Origin of the sequence: Alcanivorax sp., from assembly GCF_002726155.1 — a bacterium.
GTDB lineage: Bacteria > Pseudomonadota > Gammaproteobacteria > Pseudomonadales > Alcanivoracaceae > Alcanivorax.
The window spans coordinates 54,733-76,173 of record NZ_PBSH01000011.1 but is presented as its reverse complement, the minus strand read 5'-3'; the positions used below and the strand labels follow the sequence as shown (position 1 = coordinate 76,173).

18 protein-coding genes are annotated in these 21,441 nt (G+C 59.8%); 6 read left to right on the top strand and 12 right to left on the bottom strand.

Annotated elements, in window-relative coordinates:
- Positions 1-22: 22 nt before the first annotated feature.
- The 3 genes from CL546_RS04125 to CL546_RS04115 all read right to left on the bottom strand — a co-directional run bounded on the left by CL546_RS04125 (position 23) and on the right by CL546_RS04115 (position 3,982).
- Positions 23-388 (bottom strand): YbaN family protein, encoded by a 366-nt coding sequence (locus CL546_RS04125; protein ID WP_290493155.1) that lies wholly within the window; start codon positions 386-388, stop codon positions 23-25.
- Between the two features lie 108 nt (positions 389-496).
- Positions 497-1,990, bottom strand: a complete 1,494-nt coding sequence (locus tag CL546_RS04120; protein ID WP_290493154.1) for a DUF945 family protein — start codon at positions 1,988-1,990, stop codon at positions 497-499.
- 195 nt (positions 1,991-2,185) lie between these two features.
- Complete coding sequence (locus tag CL546_RS04115; RefSeq protein WP_290493153.1) at positions 2,186-3,982, bottom strand: acyl-CoA dehydrogenase C-terminal domain-containing protein; 1,797 nt, start codon at positions 3,980-3,982, stop codon at positions 2,186-2,188.
- A 309-nt stretch (positions 3,983-4,291) separates the two neighbouring features.
- Between CL546_RS04115 and CL546_RS04110 the strand changes: the two genes are divergently transcribed.
- On the top strand, positions 4,292-4,480 hold the full coding sequence (locus CL546_RS04110; protein ID WP_007151538.1) for a Trm112 family protein: 189 nt from the start codon (positions 4,292-4,294) through the stop codon (positions 4,478-4,480).
- A 39-nt stretch (positions 4,481-4,519) separates the two neighbouring features.
- Positions 4,520-5,557: a phospholipase A gene (locus CL546_RS04105; protein WP_290493152.1), complete on the top strand. Its 1,038-nt coding sequence runs from the start codon at positions 4,520-4,522 to the stop codon at positions 5,555-5,557.
- A 97-nt stretch (positions 5,558-5,654) separates the two neighbouring features.
- On the opposite strand, the gene CL546_RS04100 is transcribed toward CL546_RS04105, so the two are convergent.
- From CL546_RS04100 to CL546_RS04075, 6 genes are all read right to left on the bottom strand, one after another.
- Positions 5,655-6,782 carry a DUF3570 domain-containing protein gene (locus CL546_RS04100; RefSeq protein ID WP_290493151.1) on the bottom strand — a complete coding sequence of 376 codons (1,128 nt, stop codon included), beginning with the start codon at positions 6,780-6,782 and terminating at the stop codon, positions 5,655-5,657.
- Entirely contained in the window at positions 6,773-7,000 is a 228-nt protein-coding gene (locus tag CL546_RS04095) for a DUF4266 domain-containing protein (protein ID WP_290493150.1), read from the bottom strand. Before CL546_RS04095 ends, CL546_RS04100 begins: the two co-directional genes overlap by 10 nt.
- Entirely contained in the window at positions 7,000-7,434 is a 435-nt protein-coding gene (locus CL546_RS04090; protein WP_290493149.1) for a TlpA family protein disulfide reductase, read from the bottom strand. The genes CL546_RS04095 and CL546_RS04090 overlap by 1 nt, the downstream gene beginning before the upstream one ends.
- Before the next feature lie 141 nt (positions 7,435-7,575).
- Entirely contained in the window at positions 7,576-8,244 is a 669-nt protein-coding gene (locus CL546_RS04085; protein ID WP_290493148.1) for an outer membrane beta-barrel domain-containing protein, read from the bottom strand.
- A complete protein-coding gene (locus CL546_RS04080) occupies positions 8,214-8,975 on the bottom strand; it encodes an outer membrane beta-barrel protein (RefSeq protein ID WP_290493147.1) in 762 nt (253 codons plus the stop codon). Before CL546_RS04080 ends, CL546_RS04085 begins: the two co-directional genes overlap by 31 nt.
- Before the next feature lie 47 nt (positions 8,976-9,022).
- Complete coding sequence (locus CL546_RS04075) at positions 9,023-11,656, bottom strand: HzsA-related protein (protein WP_290493146.1); 2,634 nt, start codon at positions 11,654-11,656, stop codon at positions 9,023-9,025.
- A gap of 213 nt (positions 11,657-11,869) precedes the next feature.
- Here CL546_RS04075 and CL546_RS04070 point away from each other — a divergent pair, with 213 nt between their 5' ends.
- From CL546_RS04070 to CL546_RS04055, 4 genes are all read left to right on the top strand, one after another.
- A complete protein-coding gene (locus CL546_RS04070; protein ID WP_290493145.1) occupies positions 11,870-13,045 on the top strand; it encodes a hypothetical protein in 1,176 nt (391 codons plus the stop codon).
- Between the two features lie 3 nt (positions 13,046-13,048).
- The gene (locus CL546_RS04065) at positions 13,049-15,523 is read left to right on the top strand and encodes a LamG domain-containing protein (RefSeq protein WP_290493144.1); all 2,475 of its coding nucleotides are present in this window, start codon (positions 13,049-13,051) and stop codon (positions 15,521-15,523) included.
- Between the two features lie 11 nt (positions 15,524-15,534).
- Entirely contained in the window at positions 15,535-17,121 is a 1,587-nt protein-coding gene (locus CL546_RS04060) for a general secretion pathway protein GspF (protein ID WP_290493143.1), read from the top strand.
- An 82-nt stretch (positions 17,122-17,203) separates the two neighbouring features.
- The gene (locus CL546_RS04055) at positions 17,204-18,187 is read left to right on the top strand and encodes an FAD:protein FMN transferase (RefSeq protein WP_290493142.1); all 984 of its coding nucleotides are present in this window, start codon (positions 17,204-17,206) and stop codon (positions 18,185-18,187) included.
- A gap of 142 nt (positions 18,188-18,329) precedes the next feature.
- Here the strand turns inward: CL546_RS04055 and CL546_RS04050 are convergent, their stop codons facing one another.
- The 3 genes from CL546_RS04050 to CL546_RS04040 form a co-directional block, all read right to left on the bottom strand.
- Positions 18,330-18,953, bottom strand: a complete 624-nt coding sequence (locus CL546_RS04050; RefSeq protein ID WP_290493141.1) for a LysE family translocator — start codon at positions 18,951-18,953, stop codon at positions 18,330-18,332.
- Between the two features lie 63 nt (positions 18,954-19,016).
- Positions 19,017-19,514 (bottom strand): hypothetical protein, encoded by a 498-nt coding sequence (locus CL546_RS04045; RefSeq protein WP_290493140.1) that lies wholly within the window; start codon positions 19,512-19,514, stop codon positions 19,017-19,019.
- Entirely contained in the window at positions 19,511-21,433 is a 1,923-nt protein-coding gene (locus tag CL546_RS04040; protein ID WP_290493139.1) for a tetratricopeptide repeat protein, read from the bottom strand. Before CL546_RS04040 ends, CL546_RS04045 begins: the two co-directional genes overlap by 4 nt.
- Positions 21,434-21,441 lie beyond the last annotated feature (8 nt).

Sequence of the window (21,441 nt, the reverse complement as noted above, 5' to 3'; positions counted from 1 at the left end):
CACATGAAAAGGGGGGCATTGTTTACTTTTTCGGCTCCGGACGCCGCCACAGCCACAGTAACGTGCCGCACAGAAAGACAGGAACCGCGATTTTTACGCTATTGTGCGCCCCGGACAGGCTGATCAGCACGATGCTGAACAGCATCATGGTGGAGGCTGCGCACTTGGCCCGGCGCGATACCGCGCCCTGCTCACGCCAGTCGCGGATGCTCGGCCCGTATTTCGGGTGATTCAGCAGCCAGGCCTCCAGCCGGGGCCAGCCGCGCGTGCCCGCCCAGGCGGCCACCAGCAGAAACGGCACCGTGGGCAAGCCGGGAATCACCACACCGATCATCCCCAGGGCCACGCAGAACACCGCCAGTAATCGCCAGGCAACGACTCTGATCATTGCTCACACTCCTGAAACGTCACTACAGCATGCACCAGTACGCCTGCATTGAAAAAGGCGCCAGACGCCAAATGCCTGGAGCCTGACGTCAATGGGCGACAACGCCGTCTAGTGAGCCCCGGAACCACTTTCTGCAGACAATTCCCCGTCCTGAGGGCCAGCCAGTCCACTGGCCGCTTCAAGACGCTGCTTGAGCATCGCAACCGAAATAGTCTCGCCATTGAGCACCACCTCATCACCACTGGCGTTGAGTACACTGCTCCAACGATCCCCCTGCTGCACCACCAGCCCCTGGGCAGCCAAACCGGGCAACCGCATGGCTAACGGCGGCGGAATCACGGCGTGATTCATATCCACCTGCACAGAGACATCCAGCATCTGGTTCATTTGCTGCTCGGTGAGCGCCTGCAGCTCTTGCAGTGGCAAGTTACGCCCCTCTACCCCGAGATAGCGGGTACGCGCATCCAGGCTGAGCTGACGCTCACCGGCATTGTCCACCAGCAACCGCATATTCAGCTGGCTCTCTCCCGGGTGCAGCAACTGCTCCCCGATCACCGTCATCATTTCGTCGATCAGGCCCTGTATTCTGGCGATCGTTTGCTGCGGATCGGCGGTCTCAGTGTTGGCCATGGCCCCCAGCAGCATGTCGGTTTGCAGCTGGTCCAGTTCGTTGTTGAGGGCGTTGACCTTGATCAGCGCCTGCTTGTCCAGGCCGACATAATCCACGCCCAGGTAAGCGCTATCCATGGCTAATGGCACCATGGCACCGGCAACGTTCTCCAGCCACAAGCCGCTTTTACCGGCCAGCGTGTCCCCCTTGTTCTGGCTGTTGCCCTGCAGGGTAAAGTCGAATCCCAACAACGGCAGACCATGCTGCGCATACAGCAGCCCTTCTCCGTTAAGGTTCACGTCGGTCAACGGCAGCGTCCCCCCCAGCATGTCCACCACATCCACCGAGCCGGTCAGCGATTCAATCGCCAGTTGCCCTTGCGGTGCGTTGATATCCAGCCCCTTGACCGTCACAAAGCTGTTCACCGGGTAACCGTCGATACTCGGGCGGTGCACATCCACCTGAAGCTGCTCCAGCACGACCTTGCCCATGGGCGAATCCAGATCGACCGGGGCGAGCGCCACCCGAATACGGACACTGCCGTCAAAGCCGTAAAAGCTGCTCCCGACGAGAGGCGCCTTGCCCTTGAACAGTTGCTCGACCAGCGCCTTACCCTCTGGCGGCAAGGCCGACAGGTCCAGCACTTCCCGGGTGCTGGCCAGGCCGACCTTCAGCCCCTCATCGGTGAACGCCAGCGGGCCGTGATGAATCGTGCTCAGCGAACAAACCTGGCCGGACAGCGCCGCCGCTTGCGGCATGGCCGCCAGCTCTCCTTGAATGATCAGGCAGGTATGCGCACTGGAGGACAGCAAACCCCGCTCGTAACGCACCACATCCAGCAGAACATCCTTCTGCCCCGGTAGAATTTCCATCTTCGCGACTTCATCGCGGACCACCTGCTCAACACGCAGGCCCACATAAAAGGTAGCCGCCAGCCATGCCACTACCGGCAGTACGACCAGCACCACAACCAGCACGAGTCCTTTTTTCATGGGTATTCCCCCTTCGTCCCTGTTACCCCGTTTTTTGAAGTGCATCACTATAGCGGAAAAATGCCGGGAGTAACGATCAGCCCGCCAACCACCACAGGCGCGTTATCTCTCGCCCATTTCGCATCGTCTTGAACTCAAAAAAGAACCAAAAAAAAGCCCGCCATGAGAGGCGGGCTTTTTTATCTACAGGAAAGATCAGAATGCAAAGTGTTCCGCATCCAGATCCATCATGCAGTCCAGACCGCCTTCGATGGCGCCTTTATGGCCAGCCACGCGCGGCAGGATACGCTTGAAGTAGAAGCGTGCAGTGCTGATCTTGGCCTTGTAGAAGTCCTCATCACCGGCACCGGATTCCAGTGCGGCATGGGCCACGGACGCCATACGGGCCCACAGATAAGCCAGGGTCACGTAGCCTGAGTACATCAGGTAGTCCACAGAGGCGGCACCCACGTATTCCGGGTTCTGCATGGCCTGCATACCGATGGCCTGGGTCAGCTCGCCCCATTCCTTGTTGTAGCCGGCCAGCGGCTCAACAAATTCTTTCAGGTCCGCATTGCCGCCATTGGCTTCACAGAACTGGTGCACGATCTTGGTGAAGTTACGCAGGGCCTGACCCTGGGTCATCATCACCTTGCGGCCCAACAGATCCAGTGCCTGGATGCCGGTGGTGCCTTCGTACAGGGTAGAGATACGGGCATCACGAACGTTCTGCTCCATGCCCCACTCACGGATAAAGCCGTGGCCACCGTAGATCTGCACACCGTGGTTAGCGGCTTCCAGGCCCGCTTCGGTCACGAACGCCTTGGCGATCGGAGTCAGCAGAGCCATCAGGTCGTCGGCTTCTTTGCGGGCCGCTTCGTCTTTCTCCAGCTTCACCTTGTCACCCAGCTGGGCACACAGGTAAACCAGCGCACGACCACCTTCCGCGAAGGACTTGGAGGTCAGCAGCATGCGACGTACATCCGGGTGAACGATGATCGGGTCCGCCGGGCCTTCCGGGTTTTTCGGCCCGGACAGGCTACGCATGGCCAGACGGTCCTTGGCGTAGGTCAGGCCACCCTGGAAACCGATTTCAGCGTGCGCAACACCCTGAATGGCGGTGCCCAGACGGGCAAAGTTCATGAAGGTGAACATGCAGTTCAGGCCTTTGTTCTCCGGCCCGATCAGGTAGCCCTTGGCACCGTCGAAGTTCATCACACAGGTAGCGGAGGCCTTGATGCCCATCTTGTGTTCGATGGAGCCACAGGTCACCGCATTGCGCTCACCCACACTGCCGTTACCGTCGGTGAGGAACTTGGGCACGATGAACAGGGAAATACCCTTGGTGCCTTTCGGAGCGCCCGGCAGGCGAGCCAGAACGATATGGATAATGTTCTCAGCCATGTCGTGCTCACCGGCGGAGATGAAGATCTTGGTACCGGTGATGCTGTAGGAACCGTCTTCGTTAGGCTCGGCCTTGGACTTGAGGATACCCAGGTCAGAACCACAGCTTGGCTCGGTCAGGCACATGGTGCCGGTCCACTCACCGCTGGTCAGCTTGGGCAGGTAGCCGTTTTTCTGCTCGTCGGTACCGTGCTCTTCGATGGTCGCAACCGCACCGTGGGACAGACCCGGGTACATGCTCCAGGACCAGTTGGCGGAACCGGTCATTTCAGAAATCGCGATACCAGCAGAACCCGGCAGGCCCTGGCCGCCGAATTCCGGGTCGCCACCCATGGCCGGCCAGCCGCCTTCCACGTATTTGGTATAGGCTTCTTTAAAGCCTTTCGGCGTGGTCACCACACCGTTATCGAAACCACAGCCTTCCTCATCACCGGAACGGTTCAGGGGAGCCAGCTCGTTTTCGGAGAACTTGGCGCCTTCTTCCAGGAAAGCATTCAGCAGTTCGCTGTTGATGTCTTCCAGACCCAGGCTGGCGTAGTGGCCATCCAGATCCAGCACTTCATTCAGTACAAAGCGCATATCGCGCAGGGGAGCCTTGTAATCCGGCATCTCAAATCTCCCTTAAATTACCGGTGACAATGAGGCGGGCCGCGGCTCGCCAGTGTAGGGGAGTCTCTGAAGTACTCCTTGGGACGCTAATCTTAGGTCAGGCCTCCAGCACGGCTCCACCCCTATTTGTGACCCGCAAGTCAAACAAGCGTTTGAAACTACCGTTTGCCCTCTAACCGCGCTGATTTAAAAGGCATTTACCCGGCAACCGTAAAAAAGCGTCGGTCTGCCCCCGGTGGCCTCTCAAGCCCCTCGGGTTTCGGTATACTCGCGGGATTACGGTTTAACCGCCTGTTAAGGAATAGTGAAATGATTGATCCGAATCTGCTGGATATTCTGGTTTGCCCGGTGAGCAAGGCACCACTGATCTACGATGAAAAGTCGGCTGAACTGAAGTGCAAGGCCAGCGGCCTGGCCTACCCGGTACGCGACGGCATCCCTGTCATGCTGGAAGAGCAAGCTCGCACCATGGGCGATGAGGAAGCCCAATCCCTTTAGGAACTCGCTATACCACACTTCGCCACAGGAAGGCCTTTTATGCATAAGCGGCTTTGTTTTGCCCTGGCGCTGGCCAGCTCCCCGTTGTGCGCTCAGGAGCCCGTCGATAACGACACGCCGGTTCCTGATACCGCCCCCACCAGCATGACCGAAGATCAAAAGCTCAATAACTGTCTGCTGCGCAGCGCTCAGACCGCCAACGGCAAGGTGACCTTGCAGGAAATGCGCGGCTGGTGCACCAATGGCGAAGAACAGGAAAAAATCAGCGCCCATGAAGATGCACTGCGGGCCAGACTGGCACTGGAAAACACCACCCAGGGCAATCCCTTCGTCATCACCCCCCACCGCCGCAATTACCTGTTGCCCTACAGTTACTGGTCCAACCGGCAGTGGAACGACCCCAGCAAGAATGACAGTGATCTGCAGCCCACCGAGGTGAAATTCCAACTCTCTCTGAAAGCGCCGATCAAGGAAAAAATTGTTGATGACATCACCCTGTGGATGGCCTTCACCGGCACCTTTTACTGGCAGGCCTACAACAGCGAACTCTCTGCGCCCTTCCGGGAAGCCAATTACGAACCCGAGCTGTTCATCACCAAGCCCATCGACTGGCAAATCGGTCCGCTGGATTCGGAATTGCTGGCGGTGGGTTTCAACCACGAATCCAACGGCCAGGATATCCCGGTATCGCGTAGCTGGAACCGGGTTTTCCTGAACTATATTTTCAAGACCAACGATTACTACTGGTCTTTCAAGCCCTGGTACCGGATTCCTGAAAGCGAAAAAGATGATCCCCTGGATACCCGTGGCGACGACAATCCGGATATCGAGAAGTACATGGGTAACTTTGAGTTGGAAGTCGCGCGCCCATTCGGCAATCACGTAGTGGAATTGATGCTGCGCAACAACCTACGCTCCGAAAACAAAGGCGCCGCCCGCATCAACTATTCGTTCCCGTTAAGCAAGCGTTTCAAAGGGCTGGTGCAAGTGTTCACGGGCTACGGGGATTCGCTGATCAACTATGACGACTATGAAAACCGTTACAGCTTCGGGATCCTGCTGACGGATTCATTGTAAGAGACGCATAGAGAGACGCAACACGCTGCACGCATCATGCAACACGGCCAACACGGCCAACACGCATGGTGCGTGGTGCGTGTCGCATGCAGCGCACTTAATACCAGAGCGTAAACAACAGCCGGGTTACGGTGGCATCAAAGCTGTATAAAGGCTCGGTACCGGGGGTGGTCTGTACCCGGATATCGCGGAAGTTATCGTAATCGAAATTGAAGCGGTCCACCCACAGGTGCAGGCCGGCCTTGCTGATGGTATTCCAGTTGGGTTTACTGAACTGGAACCCCACCCCCAGGCCAATCACCGTGGATGAAAACTCGCTCAATTCCTTGTCACGGGCCAGGAAATTTTGGGCATTCTGAAACGGAAACAAGTCCGCATAAAAATCCGCATCGCCCTGCTGATAGCTCCGGTAACGGGTCTCCACCGTCCAGCTCTGTCCGATGGGTTGAATCAGCTGTAGCTGCCAGCTATTGGCATCCACGCCCCAGGAATCACTATAAATTCGGTATTCCCCGTGCAACCCGGCACGCCATGGCAGGTAATACGACAACCGGAGCGCCGTGGCGTCACTGGTACGGGTATTGGGGTAGCGCTCTGGTTCAAAACTGTAGCTGTTGGGTGATGTCAGGTAGCGCACCGACCGGTAAGGGTTATTCAGGTAGCCCTCATCGGTAATCAATTCATGGCCAATGCTACCGATCAGGTTTTTCGTCAGCACCTGACTCAAGCCGATACGAAAGTGTTGACGGTCCGCCTCTTCAGCGAAGCTGTTGTCGCCGGTACGGAACACTTCGTCCCAGCCTTTCGAATAGCCCAGGCTCAGGGTGGTCAGATCCCCGAAAAAATCCTGGCTCATGTCGAAGTGTACCGAGTTGGCTTCAAAGTCACTTTCTTCACTATTGCCGTAGCTCAGTGAATAAATGGCTTTGCCCGCCAGGTAATCGATGCCAACGCTTTTTTCGGTGCGCTCTTCTGAATAAGGGCTGGCACTGGTCACCACGTCAATGGAGGCCGCTGACACCTTGTCCACATAGTAATTGGCACGCACCGAGACTTTATCCGCAAAGGACTTGCGCACCAGCACCGACGGTCCCTTGATATCCATGCCGCCACCATCGTAGGCATGGCGCAACACGTCCAGCCTGTCCTCCGGCAACACCGCCGCCAACGCACTGGCCGTCAGCAGCCAGAGCACGCCGACGCGCAACCCCCACATCAGTTGCATCCGCAGCCTCCGCCAGCACTACCTTCTGCTCCGCGCATGGCTTCACGGGCCTGATGCACGTGGTGCATGTAGTTATCCGATGCAGGGTTGGCTGCCGGATTCATCACCGGGTCGGCCAACCGGGCACGCTCGTAAGGCTTGAGCCAGGGTTGCACGGATGAACAGCCACTGCTCAGGGCAGCCGCAATCAACAGGGAAATCAGCGCGGTCTGTCGCATTATTCGAGCACCAGTTCCTTCACTTCGGTCCGGTAGTGATCCATATAACCGTCCTTGTAGCCACGGTGGTGATAGCGCACCCTGCCATTGCGATCGATCAGGACCGTGGTCGGCATGGCATCCACCTGGTAGGTCTCACTGGTGTCGTTGGCCGGGTCGAACAGCACCGGGAAGCTCACGGGAATTTTATCCAGCAGCAGGTTGGCCTGATCCCGGTTTTCATCCAGGTTCACGCCGAGAATGGTAAAACCATAGTCGCGGTATTCCTGATAGAGCTCATCCAGCAAGGGCATTTCCGTACGACACGGGCCACACCAGGACGCCCAAAAGTTCAGCAACACCACCGTGCCGCGCAACTCGCTGAGCTTGATGTTCTCGCCACTACTGGATTTCAGGGTAAAGTCCGGCGCCGGGCCGGTTACATCCGCGCTCACCCCCAGGCTCCATACGCACAGCGCGCCACACAACACCCTTGTTAGCCATTTTCTCATTGTGCTTCCCCTCACTCTGTATTTGCTGCTTTTTTTATTCCGTTACGGCATGCTCTGACGACGCCTTACCGCGACCAGCGACAATCAGAAAAACACACCGATACCTGCCGTTAATTCCAGGTTATGGGTTGTTTTGTCTTCACCCAGCACATCCAGATTGAAGATGTGATCTTTCATGTCCACGCGCACCGTCATCCAGTCATTAATCAACAAACGGTAGCCCACGCCCAGACTCAGCGTGAACTGGTCATCGCCGGCGAAGTCCGTCATGCCGGCCCCGCCCATTAAATACAATGCATTGTTATAGGCACGGTTTTCCGACAGAAACGCCTCGCCCGGCAGCAGGTTGTAGCCCACGCCCACCTGGTAGTAGGTATATTCACGCTCATCATCAGTGAGCAGCTGCACACCCGCATTCAGGGTTTCAAAACTGGTTTCCCCGGCCTTGGAACGGCCCAGACTGCCTTCCAGAAATACATCCTCAGACAGGTGGTAATCCAGCCGCACCCCCAACACCGGGTCACTGCCGAAATCCTCAATGGAGAGAATGCCGGTGTAGAGGCCGATTTCGAAGTTTTCCGCATCGATATCCGCCTCTTTGATGTGGCGACGCTCGATACGGGGATCGAGTACGGATTCCGCATCCGCATCCCGAACGGTAGTGTTGTTGTCACCCTCTTGTTCCGCCGCCAGACTTTGCAGTGGCAGCAGCAAGGATGCCGCTAAAACAGTACAGAGAAACCGAGTTTCCATTCTTCCAAATTCCGGTTGTCGTCTTCCTGGGTAAACAGCACATAGCTACGGTACTCGCCGCGTAGAACAAACCCCCGCGACAGGTAGGCTTTCAGGCCCGCCCCGGCGAAGGCAAAATTCTCATCACGGTTTTCCGGTGTCACCACCGTGGCCCGGGGCTCGATTTTGGCGCGCCCGGTACCCAGCATGACATAGGGAGAAACCCGCCAACGCGGGAACATCTCGTGCTGCACGTTAATATCAATCAGTTTGTTGTTAGCGAAGGGGCCGCTGGCCTGAGTGAACATGGCTTCGGCGGACAGGTTCTCCGTCATCCGGTAACCCAGTGCAAACGCCAGAGAAGTCACTTCATCCAGTTCGCCCATCAGCACCGACGCCTGCCAGTGGCCGGCCTGGAATGCTTCCTGGCCCAGGTTTTTCATCTCCGGGGTTTGCTCGCTACCATCCAGGGTTGCCAGCAACGCTTCGCGAGGCACCCAGCCCACCCGGCCACGCACGGTGCTGACCTTGATCCAGCCGGCACGGCGATATTCCAGGGTCAGCGGGGCATCGCGCTCCACCACATGAAACACGGGATAACCGCGACCCGGGCCGGTGTGAATTTCCACAAACGGCTCCGCCACCTTGACGCGCACCGCCGCAGTATCCGATTTGGCATCGGCCTCAGTCTCGGGCTCAGCCCAGGCCGGAAGCACCGCCATCAGTGATAACAGAATTACAACAAGGCGCACCGGGTGCGTCTCCTTTCCAATACATGTCAGGGCGCGGGAAAGCCCGCTCAGTTTTCCGGCACCCGGAAGGGGTCGTTATACAGCTGCGCCCCCAGATCGATCCATTCGGCAATCAAGCGCTGCTCCGCCGCACTCAGCCAGCCTTCATGCACGCCGCCAGAGGCGAAGCGATCAAAGAAAGCGCCGGAGTTACGTGCCTGCCCGGCCCGCACGGTAGCGGACACCGCCACCGTATCCGTGACGGGAATCGGGTTGCCATTGTTATCCAGAATCAACTCGCCGTCTTCATCGGTTTGGTAAACCACATTGCCTTCACCATCGGTGACGATAATCAGATTATCCACCAAAGCGCCGTCTTCCAGCGTCAGCTCGTTGTCGTTGAACAACAATTCCCGGTAACTGGTGAGCTGGTCCTGCTGGTCCGGTGACGCCTCACCAGTGAGCTCCAGCTGGGCAGGCGGCACTTGCAGGGCATTCATGGCATCGCGGCGGTTATGGCACGACGAGCAGGTACGATCTTCCATCACGCCACCCATATCGGCCACCCGGGGCAAATCCCAGATCGGCTGGATGTGATCTTCGTAGTGAATCACCGTCCGGCATTCCGGTTGCCATTGAGTCTGGCAGCCCACCGTGGCGGGAGCTGGAGTCTCCAGATCCTCATAGCTGAGCAAGAGTTCATCGGCCGGATCCGGCGCCGGATCACTCCAGGCGTCAAACGCCTGCATATTGATAGCCGGCCATTCGCTGTCCGGCAGGAAACGGGCAAGGGCCTGGGCCATGGTTTCCCCGGCATCGGCAAAGGGCACCACATCGGCGCGGCTGTTGGGGAACGGTTGGCCGGTGACCGGTGCGCCGTCATGGATCGATGGCGCCATACCATCGGTGCGCCCATGGGGCTGTGGATTGTTGGTTCGGTGGCAGCCCTGGCATTGCAGTGTTTCCCCGGGGCGCAAGTTCAACCAGGCTCCATGGCGGCTGAACACGGCCTTGCCGTCTGCATCCACCAGTTGCAGGCCCAGTGGTGCATCCGCCGGCACCCGGGCCCGCACGGAACCATCCGGCTCCACCGGCACATAACCGACAATTTCCCGCATACCGAAGTTAGCTGCCCGACCAAACTGGGCTCCGCTGATATCGCGCACGTCTTCGTTGGGGATCAGAACACCTTTGGTGATACGCAGGAAACGCACCCGTCGCTGGTCCGGCGTGACCTGGGCCGGATCACTGAAATCCGCGATCGAGTTGATACCCGGCAGCCCCGGGTTCATGAAATCGGAAAACCCGCCATCCAGATCGTAAACGCTGCGAATATCGATACGCGCCATATTGGCATCAGCCAGTGCGTCGTCCCGATCCGACACCGGCACCACGGCAGCCATGCTGCTAGCCGTGGCCACAGCCAGCTCCGTCACCCATAGCCCCTGCTGAGGCTGCACCACCGGCAACTGCGTTCCTTCTGATGGATTCAGAATCCATAGCCCGAAAGCCGGCTCGGCTTCCGGCAAACCCTGCTGCAAGTATTCGTCAGTACAGGGGCGCAACACCGCCCCGTCCTGCAAACGACACGGCGACCAGGCCATCAGGTAACGCCCGGTACCATCATTCAGACTGACCAGATCGGCCATGCGTCCGGTCACCGAGATATCTCCGGTCAGCGTGGTATCCGGGCCTGGCAGAGCTTGTTCTGCCTGCCCCGCCACCCGGCCAAACAGGGGGCCTTCACGATTAACGAAATTGTCGATATCAATGGCCACCGGTTCCATTTGCCCGGCGGCAGTTTCACGTAGCCGGATGGCCGTTAGCAAACGGCCATCGCCCATAAACGATAACGGCAGAAACTCACGGCGGGTGTCGTCCGTGAGCGCGTGGCTCTCCGCCCCGTACAACGGCGTCAGCGCGGTCCCGTCCGGGTTTACCCGGTACAGGTCAAAGCGGTCTTCATTGTCCTTATTGTCCCAACGCAGGAACACCACCCGGCCATCTGCCTTCACCAGCGGCGCCACATCGTGGCTCATATTGAAGGTGATCTGCTGAATATCCGAGCCATCCGGCTGCATCACATGCAGGGCGAAAGCACTCACGTCGCGCCCCTCCTCAAGAGGATAAAACTGGGGTTTGCCTTCATCCAGCAGGCGAGCCCGGGCCTGACGCTGACGAGTGGAAGAAAAAACAATGCGGCCATCGGGCAGGTAGGCGGGGTAACGGTCCTGGCCCTCTTCAGCCAGCAAATCACTGCTGATCAGACGGTGGATCACGCCGCCCTGAAAATCGTATTCCCAAACGTTCCAGGTAGGCTGCTCATCGTCATCCGCATCAGGGATTTCCGGTGCGCGGGCGGCAAACAGCAATCGCGTCCCGTCCGGGCTGACACTGAGATCACGGATATCGTGGCCTGCACCCAGCCGCGCCGTGGTCACATCCCGGGCCTCAGCGCGGGATGAAGCACTGTCGCGCACCATCAAACGGGCACCGGCCTGGAACACCGCCGGATCTTCCAGTGTCTCCTGCGCCATCGCGTCCATGTCACCCTGGGGCGGGGTACGCTGCACATAGGCCACCGGGATCTCGGTCACGGTCGGATCTTTTGCCTGCTCACTGCCGTCCAGGCCGCCGCAGCCACCAAGCGCTGCCAGCATCCCCAGCAGGCCGAGTCCCCCAATACGCTTTATTATTTTCACCCGTTCATCCGTATTTCGTAGGTTTACATCAGTATCCCGAATATCTTCTTAAATTTCTGGGCGTCACTTCACAGAGAGTGACGCAGAATGTCATACAGAATACTCACGGGATACGGGAAATCTGTTAAACGGTAATACCATTATCACTACTGGCTTGCCGGCGACCGCAAAATGCGGCCGCGGTGCTCATAGAGAACAACAAGGACCAAGCCCATGAAAGGCTACCGGGGGATCATACTGATCGCACTTGCCATGGCGGTATCCGCCACAGCAACGGCAAACAGCCGGGATCAGGCTCAACGCATCCACAATCGGCTTGCCGGCGTACCGGCCGATGCCGCAACGCTGACCGAAATGGCGCAGCTGATTGATAACAACCAGGTTGCCGAGGCCGCCGAACTGGCCATGGACAACCCGGCCTTCTATAACGTCACCATCAAGCAGTTTGCCACGCCCTGGACCAACGAAGCCCAGGACGTGTTCGCACCGCTCAACGACTACACCGCCACCATCATCGGTGTGGTCCGTGACGATGTGGACTTCCGCCGCATCCTCTACAGTGACCTGCTCTATGTGGGCAACACCAGCCCCGCGGCCTCTCCCTCCAGCAATGCCCATTATCAGGCGCTGGAAGATCAACATGCGGATCTCAGCACGGCACTCACTGAAAGCAGCCAGGCCAGCCAGTACGGTACCCCGGCAGAAGCCGTGGCCGGCGTCTTGACGACCCGCGCCGCTGCCAACGCCTTTTTCTACGCCGGCACCAACCGGGCCATGCTGCGCTTCACCCTGATGAATCACATGTGTCGTGACCTGGAGCAGGTCAAGGACACCAGCCGCCCCTCCGACCGCATCCGCCAGGACGTGAGCCGCAGCCCCGGTGGCGACAGCCGAATCTTCCGCAACAGCTGTATCGGCTGTCACAGCGGCATGGACCCGCTGGCCCAGGCCTTTGCCTACTACGACTGGGAAGGCGAACAGGAAGGCAATGGCGGCCGCATGGTCTACAACAGCGGCAACGATGCCGAGACCGGCACCCGGGTGCAGGGAAAATACCTGATCAACGGCAACAACTTCCCCTGGGGCTATATCACCCCCGACAACAGCTGGGACAACTACTGGCGCAAAGGCCCCAATGCCAACCTGGGCTGGGATCCAAGCCTCCCCGGTAGCGGCGAAGGCGCCGCCAGCATGGGCAAGGAACTGGCCCACAGTGAAGTCTTTGCCACCTGCCAGGCGGAAAAAGTCTTCCAGACCGTGTGCCTGCGCAAACCCGCCGACGGCGCCGACACCGCCGAACTGGCCAGCATGACCAGTAACTTCAAAAACGATAACTACCGCATGAAAACCCTGTTTTCCGATGCGGCCACCTACTGCATGGGGGAGTAACGCATGTCTTTTTTCCCGCTTACTTACCCTCGTAACGCCACCCTGTTCGCCAGCCTGCTGGTCGCCTTGCTCAGCGGCTGTGGCGGCAGCGGCAGCGGTGCCGACACACAACCGAACGTGGATACCGGAGGCAATGGTGGCGGCGTGAACTACAACGGTCCTGCGCCGCGCAACGCCGACATCTCCGCGTTCAAAATCTATATCTGGAACAATCTGGTCAGTGAACAGCGCTGCGGCGCCTGTCACCGCAACCAGCAGCCCGCTTTTGTGCAAACCGGCAACATCAACGACGCCTATGCCGCCGCCAATCCGCTGATCAACCTGAACCAGCCAGCGGCGTCGCGCATGGTGCAGAAAGTGGCCGGTGGCCATAACTGCTGGGAAGCGGACCCACAGGTCTGTGCCGACCAGATCAGCACGTGGATCAGCGCCTGGGCCGGAGAAACCCTGGGCCTGGGCGGCGGCACCACCGAGCTGGACCCACCGCCCCTGTACGATCCCGGTGACAGCAAAAACTTCCCGGTGGACAGTGGGCTGTTCGAAACCACGGTGTACCCGTTACTGGAGCCGCATTGCAGCGAATGCCACCAGAGCGATGCCGCCACCCCGCAGGCGCCCTACCTGGCCGCCGATGATGTGGACGAAGCCTACAGTGCCGCGCAAAGCAAAATTGACCTGAACCAGCCGGCACTCAGCCGCCTGGTGGAACGCCTGCGCGAAGACAACCACAACTGCTGGAGTGACAGCTGCAGCAGCGATGCCGACGCCATGGAAGACGCCATTCGCGCCATGGCCAACAACATTACCGCCACCGCCCCGGATGGCGACCTGGTGCTGAGCAAGGCACTGACCGTGAACGACGGCACCTTGGCAGCCGGCGGCGGACGCTATGAAAGCAACGTGGTGGCCCGCTATGAATTCAAAACCGGTGAAGGACTCACCGCTTACGATTCCTCCGGCGTAGACCCCGCCATCCACCTGCAATTCAGCGGCGATGTGGCCTGGGAAGGCGGCTGGGGTATTCGCCTTAACGGTGGCAAGGCCCAGGGCAGCACCCAGACCAGCAAAAAACTCACCGACCTGATTGCCGCCACCGGCGAACTGACTCTGGAAGCCTGGCTGGTGCCCGCCAGCACTGGCCAGGATGATGCCCACATCATCAGCTACTCCGCTGGCACCATGGCCCGCAACTTGACCCTCGCACAGAGTGGCAGCAACTACCTGGCCTACCAGCGCATCGGCGAAGCCACCGACAGCAACGGCGAGCCGGTACTGTCCACTGCTGACGATCCGCTGCAGGCCAGCCTCCAGCATGTGGCCATGACGTTTGACCCGGTAAACGGTCGCCAGATCTACATCAATGGCGAACTCAACGGGGCCACCGACACGGTCACCCCCGGCCTGCTCAACACCTGGGACGACACCTTCGCCCTGGTACTCGGCAACGAAGCCTCCAGCGACCGGCCGTGGGAAGGGGTGATCCGTTTTGCCGCCATCCATAATCGCGCGCTCACTGGCGAACAGATCCGCACCAACTTTGCCGCCGGTGTGGGCGAGCGCTACTTCCTGCCCTTCTACATAGGCCACCTGATCGACCAGGAGGGCGCCTACCTGGTATTCGAAGTCTCCCGCTTCGACAACTACAGTTACCTGTTTGCCGCCCCCTACTTCATCAACCTGGAGCAGGATATCGTGGACACAGAAGTGGCCCTGCAAGGCCTGCGCCTGGGCGTTAACGGCCGCGTCCCTGACGTGGCCCAGTCCTTTGCCACGGTGGACACCCTGATTGGCGGTGAAGGCTACAGCGAGCAGGGCGAAACCCTGTCTCGCCTGGGCACTCTGCTGCCCGTGGAGCAAGGCCAGGAGAACGATGAATTTTTCCTCACCTTCGAACGCCTGGGCAGCCACACCAATGTGCACACCGACCCGCAGCCCCTGCCACTGACACCCAACCAGTACGGCGAGCAACCGCTGCCCGGCCTGCGCAACTTTGCTGAAATCAACGCCACCATGAGCCAGCTCACCGGCGTCCCGGAAGGCTACGGCGAAGTGCCGGACACCTACCAGCGCCTGCGTGCCCAGCTGCCCAGTGAGGAAAATATCGAAGCCTTCCTCACGGCGCATCAAGTGGGGGTTGCCCAGCTGGCCATCGAATACTGCAACGCGCTGGTGGAAGCGGAGCGTAGCAACGACGCCAGCATTCAGCCGTTATTCGTGGGCATGAATTACAGCGCCGGCGCCGACACCCTCAGCCAGCAGAACTGGAAAGACTGGGTCATTTCACCGTTGTATGAGCGCATGGTCGGTAACGGACAGGCCAGCCAGCCAGACCGTAATGGCGTGGAAAGCGAACTGGAAGACCTGCTGTTTAATACCAACCTGACCCAATGCAGCAGCGACTGCGTGGAGCGCACTGCCACCGCCACCAAAGCGGCCTGTGCCGCCATGCTGGGCAGCGCCACCATGCTGTTTCAATAAGGGGCACGATCATGAAAAGAATGATGAAAAAACCACAGGCCTTGCACCCCGACGCCCCGCTTCTGAATCTGGGCCACGGCAAACCCATTAGCCGCCGCGACATGCTCGGTCGCGGCCTGGTGTCCGGCGCGGCCTTCGGCAGCGTGGGCCTGCTGGGCCTGTTCAGTAACCCTCGCGACGCCATGGCGGCGTTACAGGGCGACCTGGAAACCATCAAATCCGATTGCGGCATCCTCGGTGCCGGCGCCGGCAAGATCCCGTTCATCTGTTTCGACCTGGCCGGCGGCGCCAACATCGCCGGCTCCAATGTGCTGGTGGGAGGGCAGGGCGGCCAGCTGGATTTTCTCAGCAGTGCCGGCTACTCCAAACTCGGCCTGCCTGGCGGCATGGCCCCCAGCACCGACCCCGGCGTCGTCAACACCGATTTGGGACTTGCCTTCCACAGTGACTCGCCCTTCCTGCGCGGCATTCAGGAAAAAGCTCCCGGTGCCATGGGCAACGTGAATGGCTGCGTGATTCCGGCCCGTTCCGAGAACGACACCGCCAACAACCCTCACAACCCCATGTACGGTATTTTCAATGCCGGCGCCGATGGCGAGTTACTATCCCTGATCGGTTCACGCAGCTCCCTGTCCGGCGGCAACTCCATGTCACCGGACGGCTCCATCATCGCCTCGGCTCGCCCTACCAAGGTGGACCGTGGCACCGACGTGACCGGCCTGGTGGACACCGGCAAGCTGGTGGGTCTGCTCTCCAAGGACGATGCCGTGTCGGTGATGGAATCCATCGCCCGCATCAGCCATAAACGCATCGACCGTATCGACAGCGGCCTCACCGACGCCAACCGCCGCGCTAATCTGCGCGACCTGCTGCGTTGCGGCTATGTAGAAGCGGCGGATATTACCGACCGTTATGGTGACCCCTCTGCCCTGAATATTCGTCAGGACACGGACATCCTCAGCATCTTCTCCGAGTCAGAGTTGAATGATCGGGAGTTCGAAAAAACCGCCTCCATCATGAAGCTGGTGATCAATGGCTACGCCGGTGCCGGCTGTATCTCCATGGGCGGCTTTGACTATCACACCGGCGAGCGTGGCACCGGGGAAATCCGCGACCTGCGCGCCGGGCGCTGCATGGGCGCCTGCCTGGAATACGCCCGCCGCCGCAACATGCCGTTGATGATGTACGTGTTCAGCGATGGCTCCGTTTCCAGCAACGGGCGCATCGATGATTCCACCAACGGCCGCGGCAAAGGCGAGTGGACCGGCGACAACTCGTCCACCGCCGCCTCGTTCTTTCTGGTCTACAACCCCAACGGCCGCCCAACCCTGAACACCAACGGCGCCAGCGCCGAGAACCATCAGCAACTGGGCTGGATGCGCAGTGACGCCTCGGTGGAAACCGCCGGCACCCCGGCGGCCAACAACGTGAACCTGCTGGCGGAAACCGTTTGGTTGAACTACATGGCGTTGCACGGTGAAATCGGCCAGTTCAGCACCCGTTTCCCCAATCACAGCCTGGGCAACGCCGCTTCGCTGGACAAACTGGCCGCCTTCAACCCCATCGTCAGCGGGCCCGTCTTTCCTCCTCCTGCCTGACCCGGCCTGCCGGGGCGGCACAAGCCCGCTCCGGCAGGTACACTGCGTTGACACTCTTGCTGACAACCCGAAGACAACTGCCATGGTTTCGCTTACGCCTGTTGCCCACCTGATCACGCGGCTTACACCTGCCCTGCTCCTGCTGCTGGCCATGCCGGCACAGGCCCAATGGCAACAACAGGACTGGGATGTGATGGGCACCCGGGCCAGCGTCACACTGTGGTCCGAGCAGGATGCGGCGCCCTTGTTCGACGCGCTGAAAGAAGAAATGGCACGGCTGAATGCCTTGTTGTCCCCCTGGGTGGAGAGCAGCGAGCTGGCCCGGGTCAACGCCCATGCCGGCGAAACAACACAAACCATCAGCCTGGAGTTTTATCAGCTGCTGGTACGGTCTCTGGACTACTATCAACTCACCGACGGCGCCTTCGACATTACCTTTGCCAGTGCTGGCCATCTGTACGATTACCGCAAAGGCAAGGCGCCAGACGATTCCGAGCTGGCCGCCGCGAACCAACATATCGGCGCCGACCGTATTGAGCTGACCGCACCGGACAAGGTGCGCTTCCGTGACCCCGGCACCCGTATCGATCTGGGCGGTATCGCCAAGGGGTACGCGATTGATCAGGGCATCGCCTTGCTGAAAGAGGCAGGCGTCAGGCACGCCTACCTGTCACTGGGCGGGGACAGTTATGTGCTGGGCGACCACCGGGGTCGCCCCTGGGAAGTGGGCATTCAACACCCGCGCAGTAAAAAGGACATCGCCATGAAACTGCCCATGGCCAATCTGGCCATGTCCACCTCGGGGGATTACCAGCGTTACTTCATTCAGGACGGCCGCCGCATTCATCACATCCTGTCACCGAAAACCGGTAAAAGCATCGATGGTCTGGCCAGCGTTACCGTGCTGTGTGACAACAGTATTGATGCTGACGCCCTGTCCACCAGCGTCTTTGTGCTGGGCGCCGAACAAGGCCTGGCACTGATCAATCGTCTTCCCGGCACCTCGGCCATCATCATCGACCGGGAAGGTAACGTTACCTACTCCGACGACCTGACCGGCGGCTGACAACGCACAGGGCGAGACGCCCAGTGCCGGAAGCCTGACGCGGCTAAAAACCAGAAATCAGGTTGATGGCGGTATCGCCGGGTCTTTCGTTGAATGTCCGTCTGCGTGGCCAGAGTCGCGCCAATCTGCACTGGACCTTGTCTCAGGCGCGAACCAGCAAGCCGACTCCGGCCCCCACCATGACGCAGCCTGCGCCAAGCTGCAGCGGCCGCCGGTAGCGTGGCGGCAAGACCACCTCCGCCAGCCGGCTGGCCAGCAAGGCGTACATCACTTTTACGCCGCCCACCGCCAGCACCGTCACCAGCAGCACCACCGCAATCCCGGTACCTTGCAGCGCAGACAAATCCACGAACACGGGCAGCAAACTGGCATAAAACACGATGGCCTTGATGTCTCCCAGCGTTACCAACAGGCCTGCCAGAAAACTCGCACCATGGTGGCCTGCGCGCTTGTCGCTGTTCCGCGGCTTGCTCACGGCCGCCCGCCGGGAACGAATCAGCTGCACGCCAAAACCGATTAGCCACACCGCGGCCAATATCCGTACCACCACAAACGCCGCTCCCAGCCACTGGGCCAGTGCCGCCATACCGAGCAGCGCAAGGCTCACAAACAACAAGTCCGCCAGCACAATACCTGCGGCCACCAGCAAACCGTGGGAAACGCCATACCGGGCTGAACGAACCACCACCAGTGCCACACTGGTACTGGGCATCGCCGCCATGGCAACGAGAGAGAGCATCAACAGAAACAGCGACGGGATATCCATAAACCCTCACCAACGCAGAATGATGCGCAATGATGTTGAATGATGAACCCTGTCAGTCTACCGCTAGCCCGACCGATCCAGTGCCTCACCACATAACCGGCCCTGCTCCAACTGCAGACGCCAGACATCATGGTAATCCTCCGCTTGCGGAAAATCCGCCGCGCCGGCCAGGTAGAGACTGTCGTCCCGCAGGGTTTGGCCCACCAATAACGAGCCGGTAAAGCCAAGAGGAAGCTGCAACGCAGGATAGCGCCAAGGCAGCAGGCCGCCGCTCACCCGCTCCGCCGCCACCCCGTTGAGCGCGGGCCAGCGTGCCGGTGCGGTGATTATCTCGCCCTGTTCATCCACCCCGAGCAGCCCGCTTGGTGGTGCACACAGGGCCAGCTCTGCCAGGTACAGGGCACCGTCCTCAATCGCGTAACGGCACACATAACCGCGCCAGCAATCGGAACTGTCGCCATCGGGATAAAGATCCCAGTCCGCCGGTGAAAACGCCGCACCACTGATCACATCGAACCCTTGCCCCCTGTGGTGCAAGGAATCCAGCTGTTGCGCGGTCACCGGGATGACCCCATGGGCGGCTGCAACGGGAACTCGGGGGACTGGGGCGCGGCATCTGTCGGTGCCTGCTCACGCTCGCGGCTGCTGCGCAAGGCGCGATGGTAAAGATCGGCCAGCCCTTCATGGGCCGACGCACTGAAACGCTTCAGGCGGTTGCGGGTTTCGGTAACCTGTTCATAGGCCGACGCCTGCAATCCGTACTGTTGGCGACGCATCAACAGCGCCCCGCGTTGCTGCAAGCGTTCCAGCTCGCCGGTCAGGGCATTCAATTCCTGCGAGAAATCTTCCAGCCGCTCGGAGCGGTAGGTGGCAAACAGCACCCGGCTGCGCAGCACACGGGTCTGCTCCAGCAACCCATCGATTTCATTAAGCTGATGCTGGCGTTCCCACTGGCGCGGCACGATATTTTCCTGCATCTCCCACAGCAAAACCCCTTTGTAGAAGTCCAGCTTGGCGGTCACATCCGGGCGCTTTCGCTTGCCCCACCCCTCGGTGCGCTGCTCGGCATTCTGCTGCGCCTCCCACAGCTTGTGCTCCTTGTCGGTGGCGAAGGGCAGCGGGTCCTGTTTGGCCACGGCTTCATCGTAGCGGCGCTGCAAACGGGTCATGCGCCCCTGGAAATCCTGCTGTGACAAATCGTCCAATAACGCTCGGGCCGCAGGGCGGGTTTCATCCTGCTTACGCCGGTGGGCAGCCATCAGTGTCTCGAAGGCCGGCAGTTTTTCCTGCCACTGGGTCAGCAGATTCTTCTGCCGCAAGAGTTCGTGGTAGTTATTCCAGCCGCGCTGAAATTCGGTGGTGGCAAACCATTCATAGAAGGTCGGAAAGCTTTCCACCCGACGCGGCAGGAACGGCGGCACCGGGTCCATGGCGGTGGACCAACGGGGCTCGCCCACCATGGCCGTGAACCATTCACCACTGGCAATATCCGCTTCCACTTCCAGCAGGTATTGCTGCAAACCATCGAAGCGGTCCAGCGCGGTCTCGAATGCCTGTCTGGCAGAACGCTGATCGCCCATTTGCTCGTACAGGTAGGGAATCGCCAACTGCGCTTCCTGCACCGGCAATCGCTGGATCGACTTGGTGTCCAGTTGCTGCAGGACCGGCAGCGCCTTGCGGGGCTGATTTTCAATCAACAGGGCGCGGGCATAGAGCAGCAGGGAAATGTCGGCAAACGGCCCTTCCAGGCGAGCGTCTCGCAACAGGGCCAGCGCACGGTCTTCCTGGTCGCTGCGCAACATGTAGATCGCCAGCGCCAGCATGGCTTTTTCCTTGATGGCATTGACCTGAGCATCCCCCGGCGGCATGTTTGCCAGCTGCCAGAGCCATTCCTGCCCCAACCCGGGGTGCTTGCCGTTAATCCAGCTGATCGCCAGGTTATAGCGCAGGTAGGCATTGAGAGGATGGTCTTCGGAGAACGCATCAAGCAGCTCTGCAGCTTCTTCATAGCGTTGCAGACGCATCAGGGTCCGCGCCCGCAAACTGAAATACACTTCTTCCAGTTTGGCTGGCGGCTCACCGACCTGCTGATCCAGCATGGTCAGTGCCTTTTCATATTTCTGCTGACGATAATAAAGACCGGCAAGGTGGATCCATGCCCGCTGGGCGACCTCACCGCTGACCTGGGTATCCAGTAGCTGGTTGAAAACCTGCTCGGCGTCTTCGGGCATGCCGTAGGCGCTGTACATGGCCCCCAGCAGCACTTCCATATCCGCCTTGTGGATATCCACCTCACCCCGCTCCAGCGCCATCTGGGCACGGGTCAAGGCAGCAAAATAATCGCCTTTGAGATACAGATAGGCCACCTCACCATAGGCCAGCTCCTGCACCTGATGAGGTTCATCCAGCCGGGCCCAGCTCAGGGAACTGAGTAACAACAGCCCCACCACCAGCCCTTTCAAGCTTCCGCGCATTCGCATAGACCGCT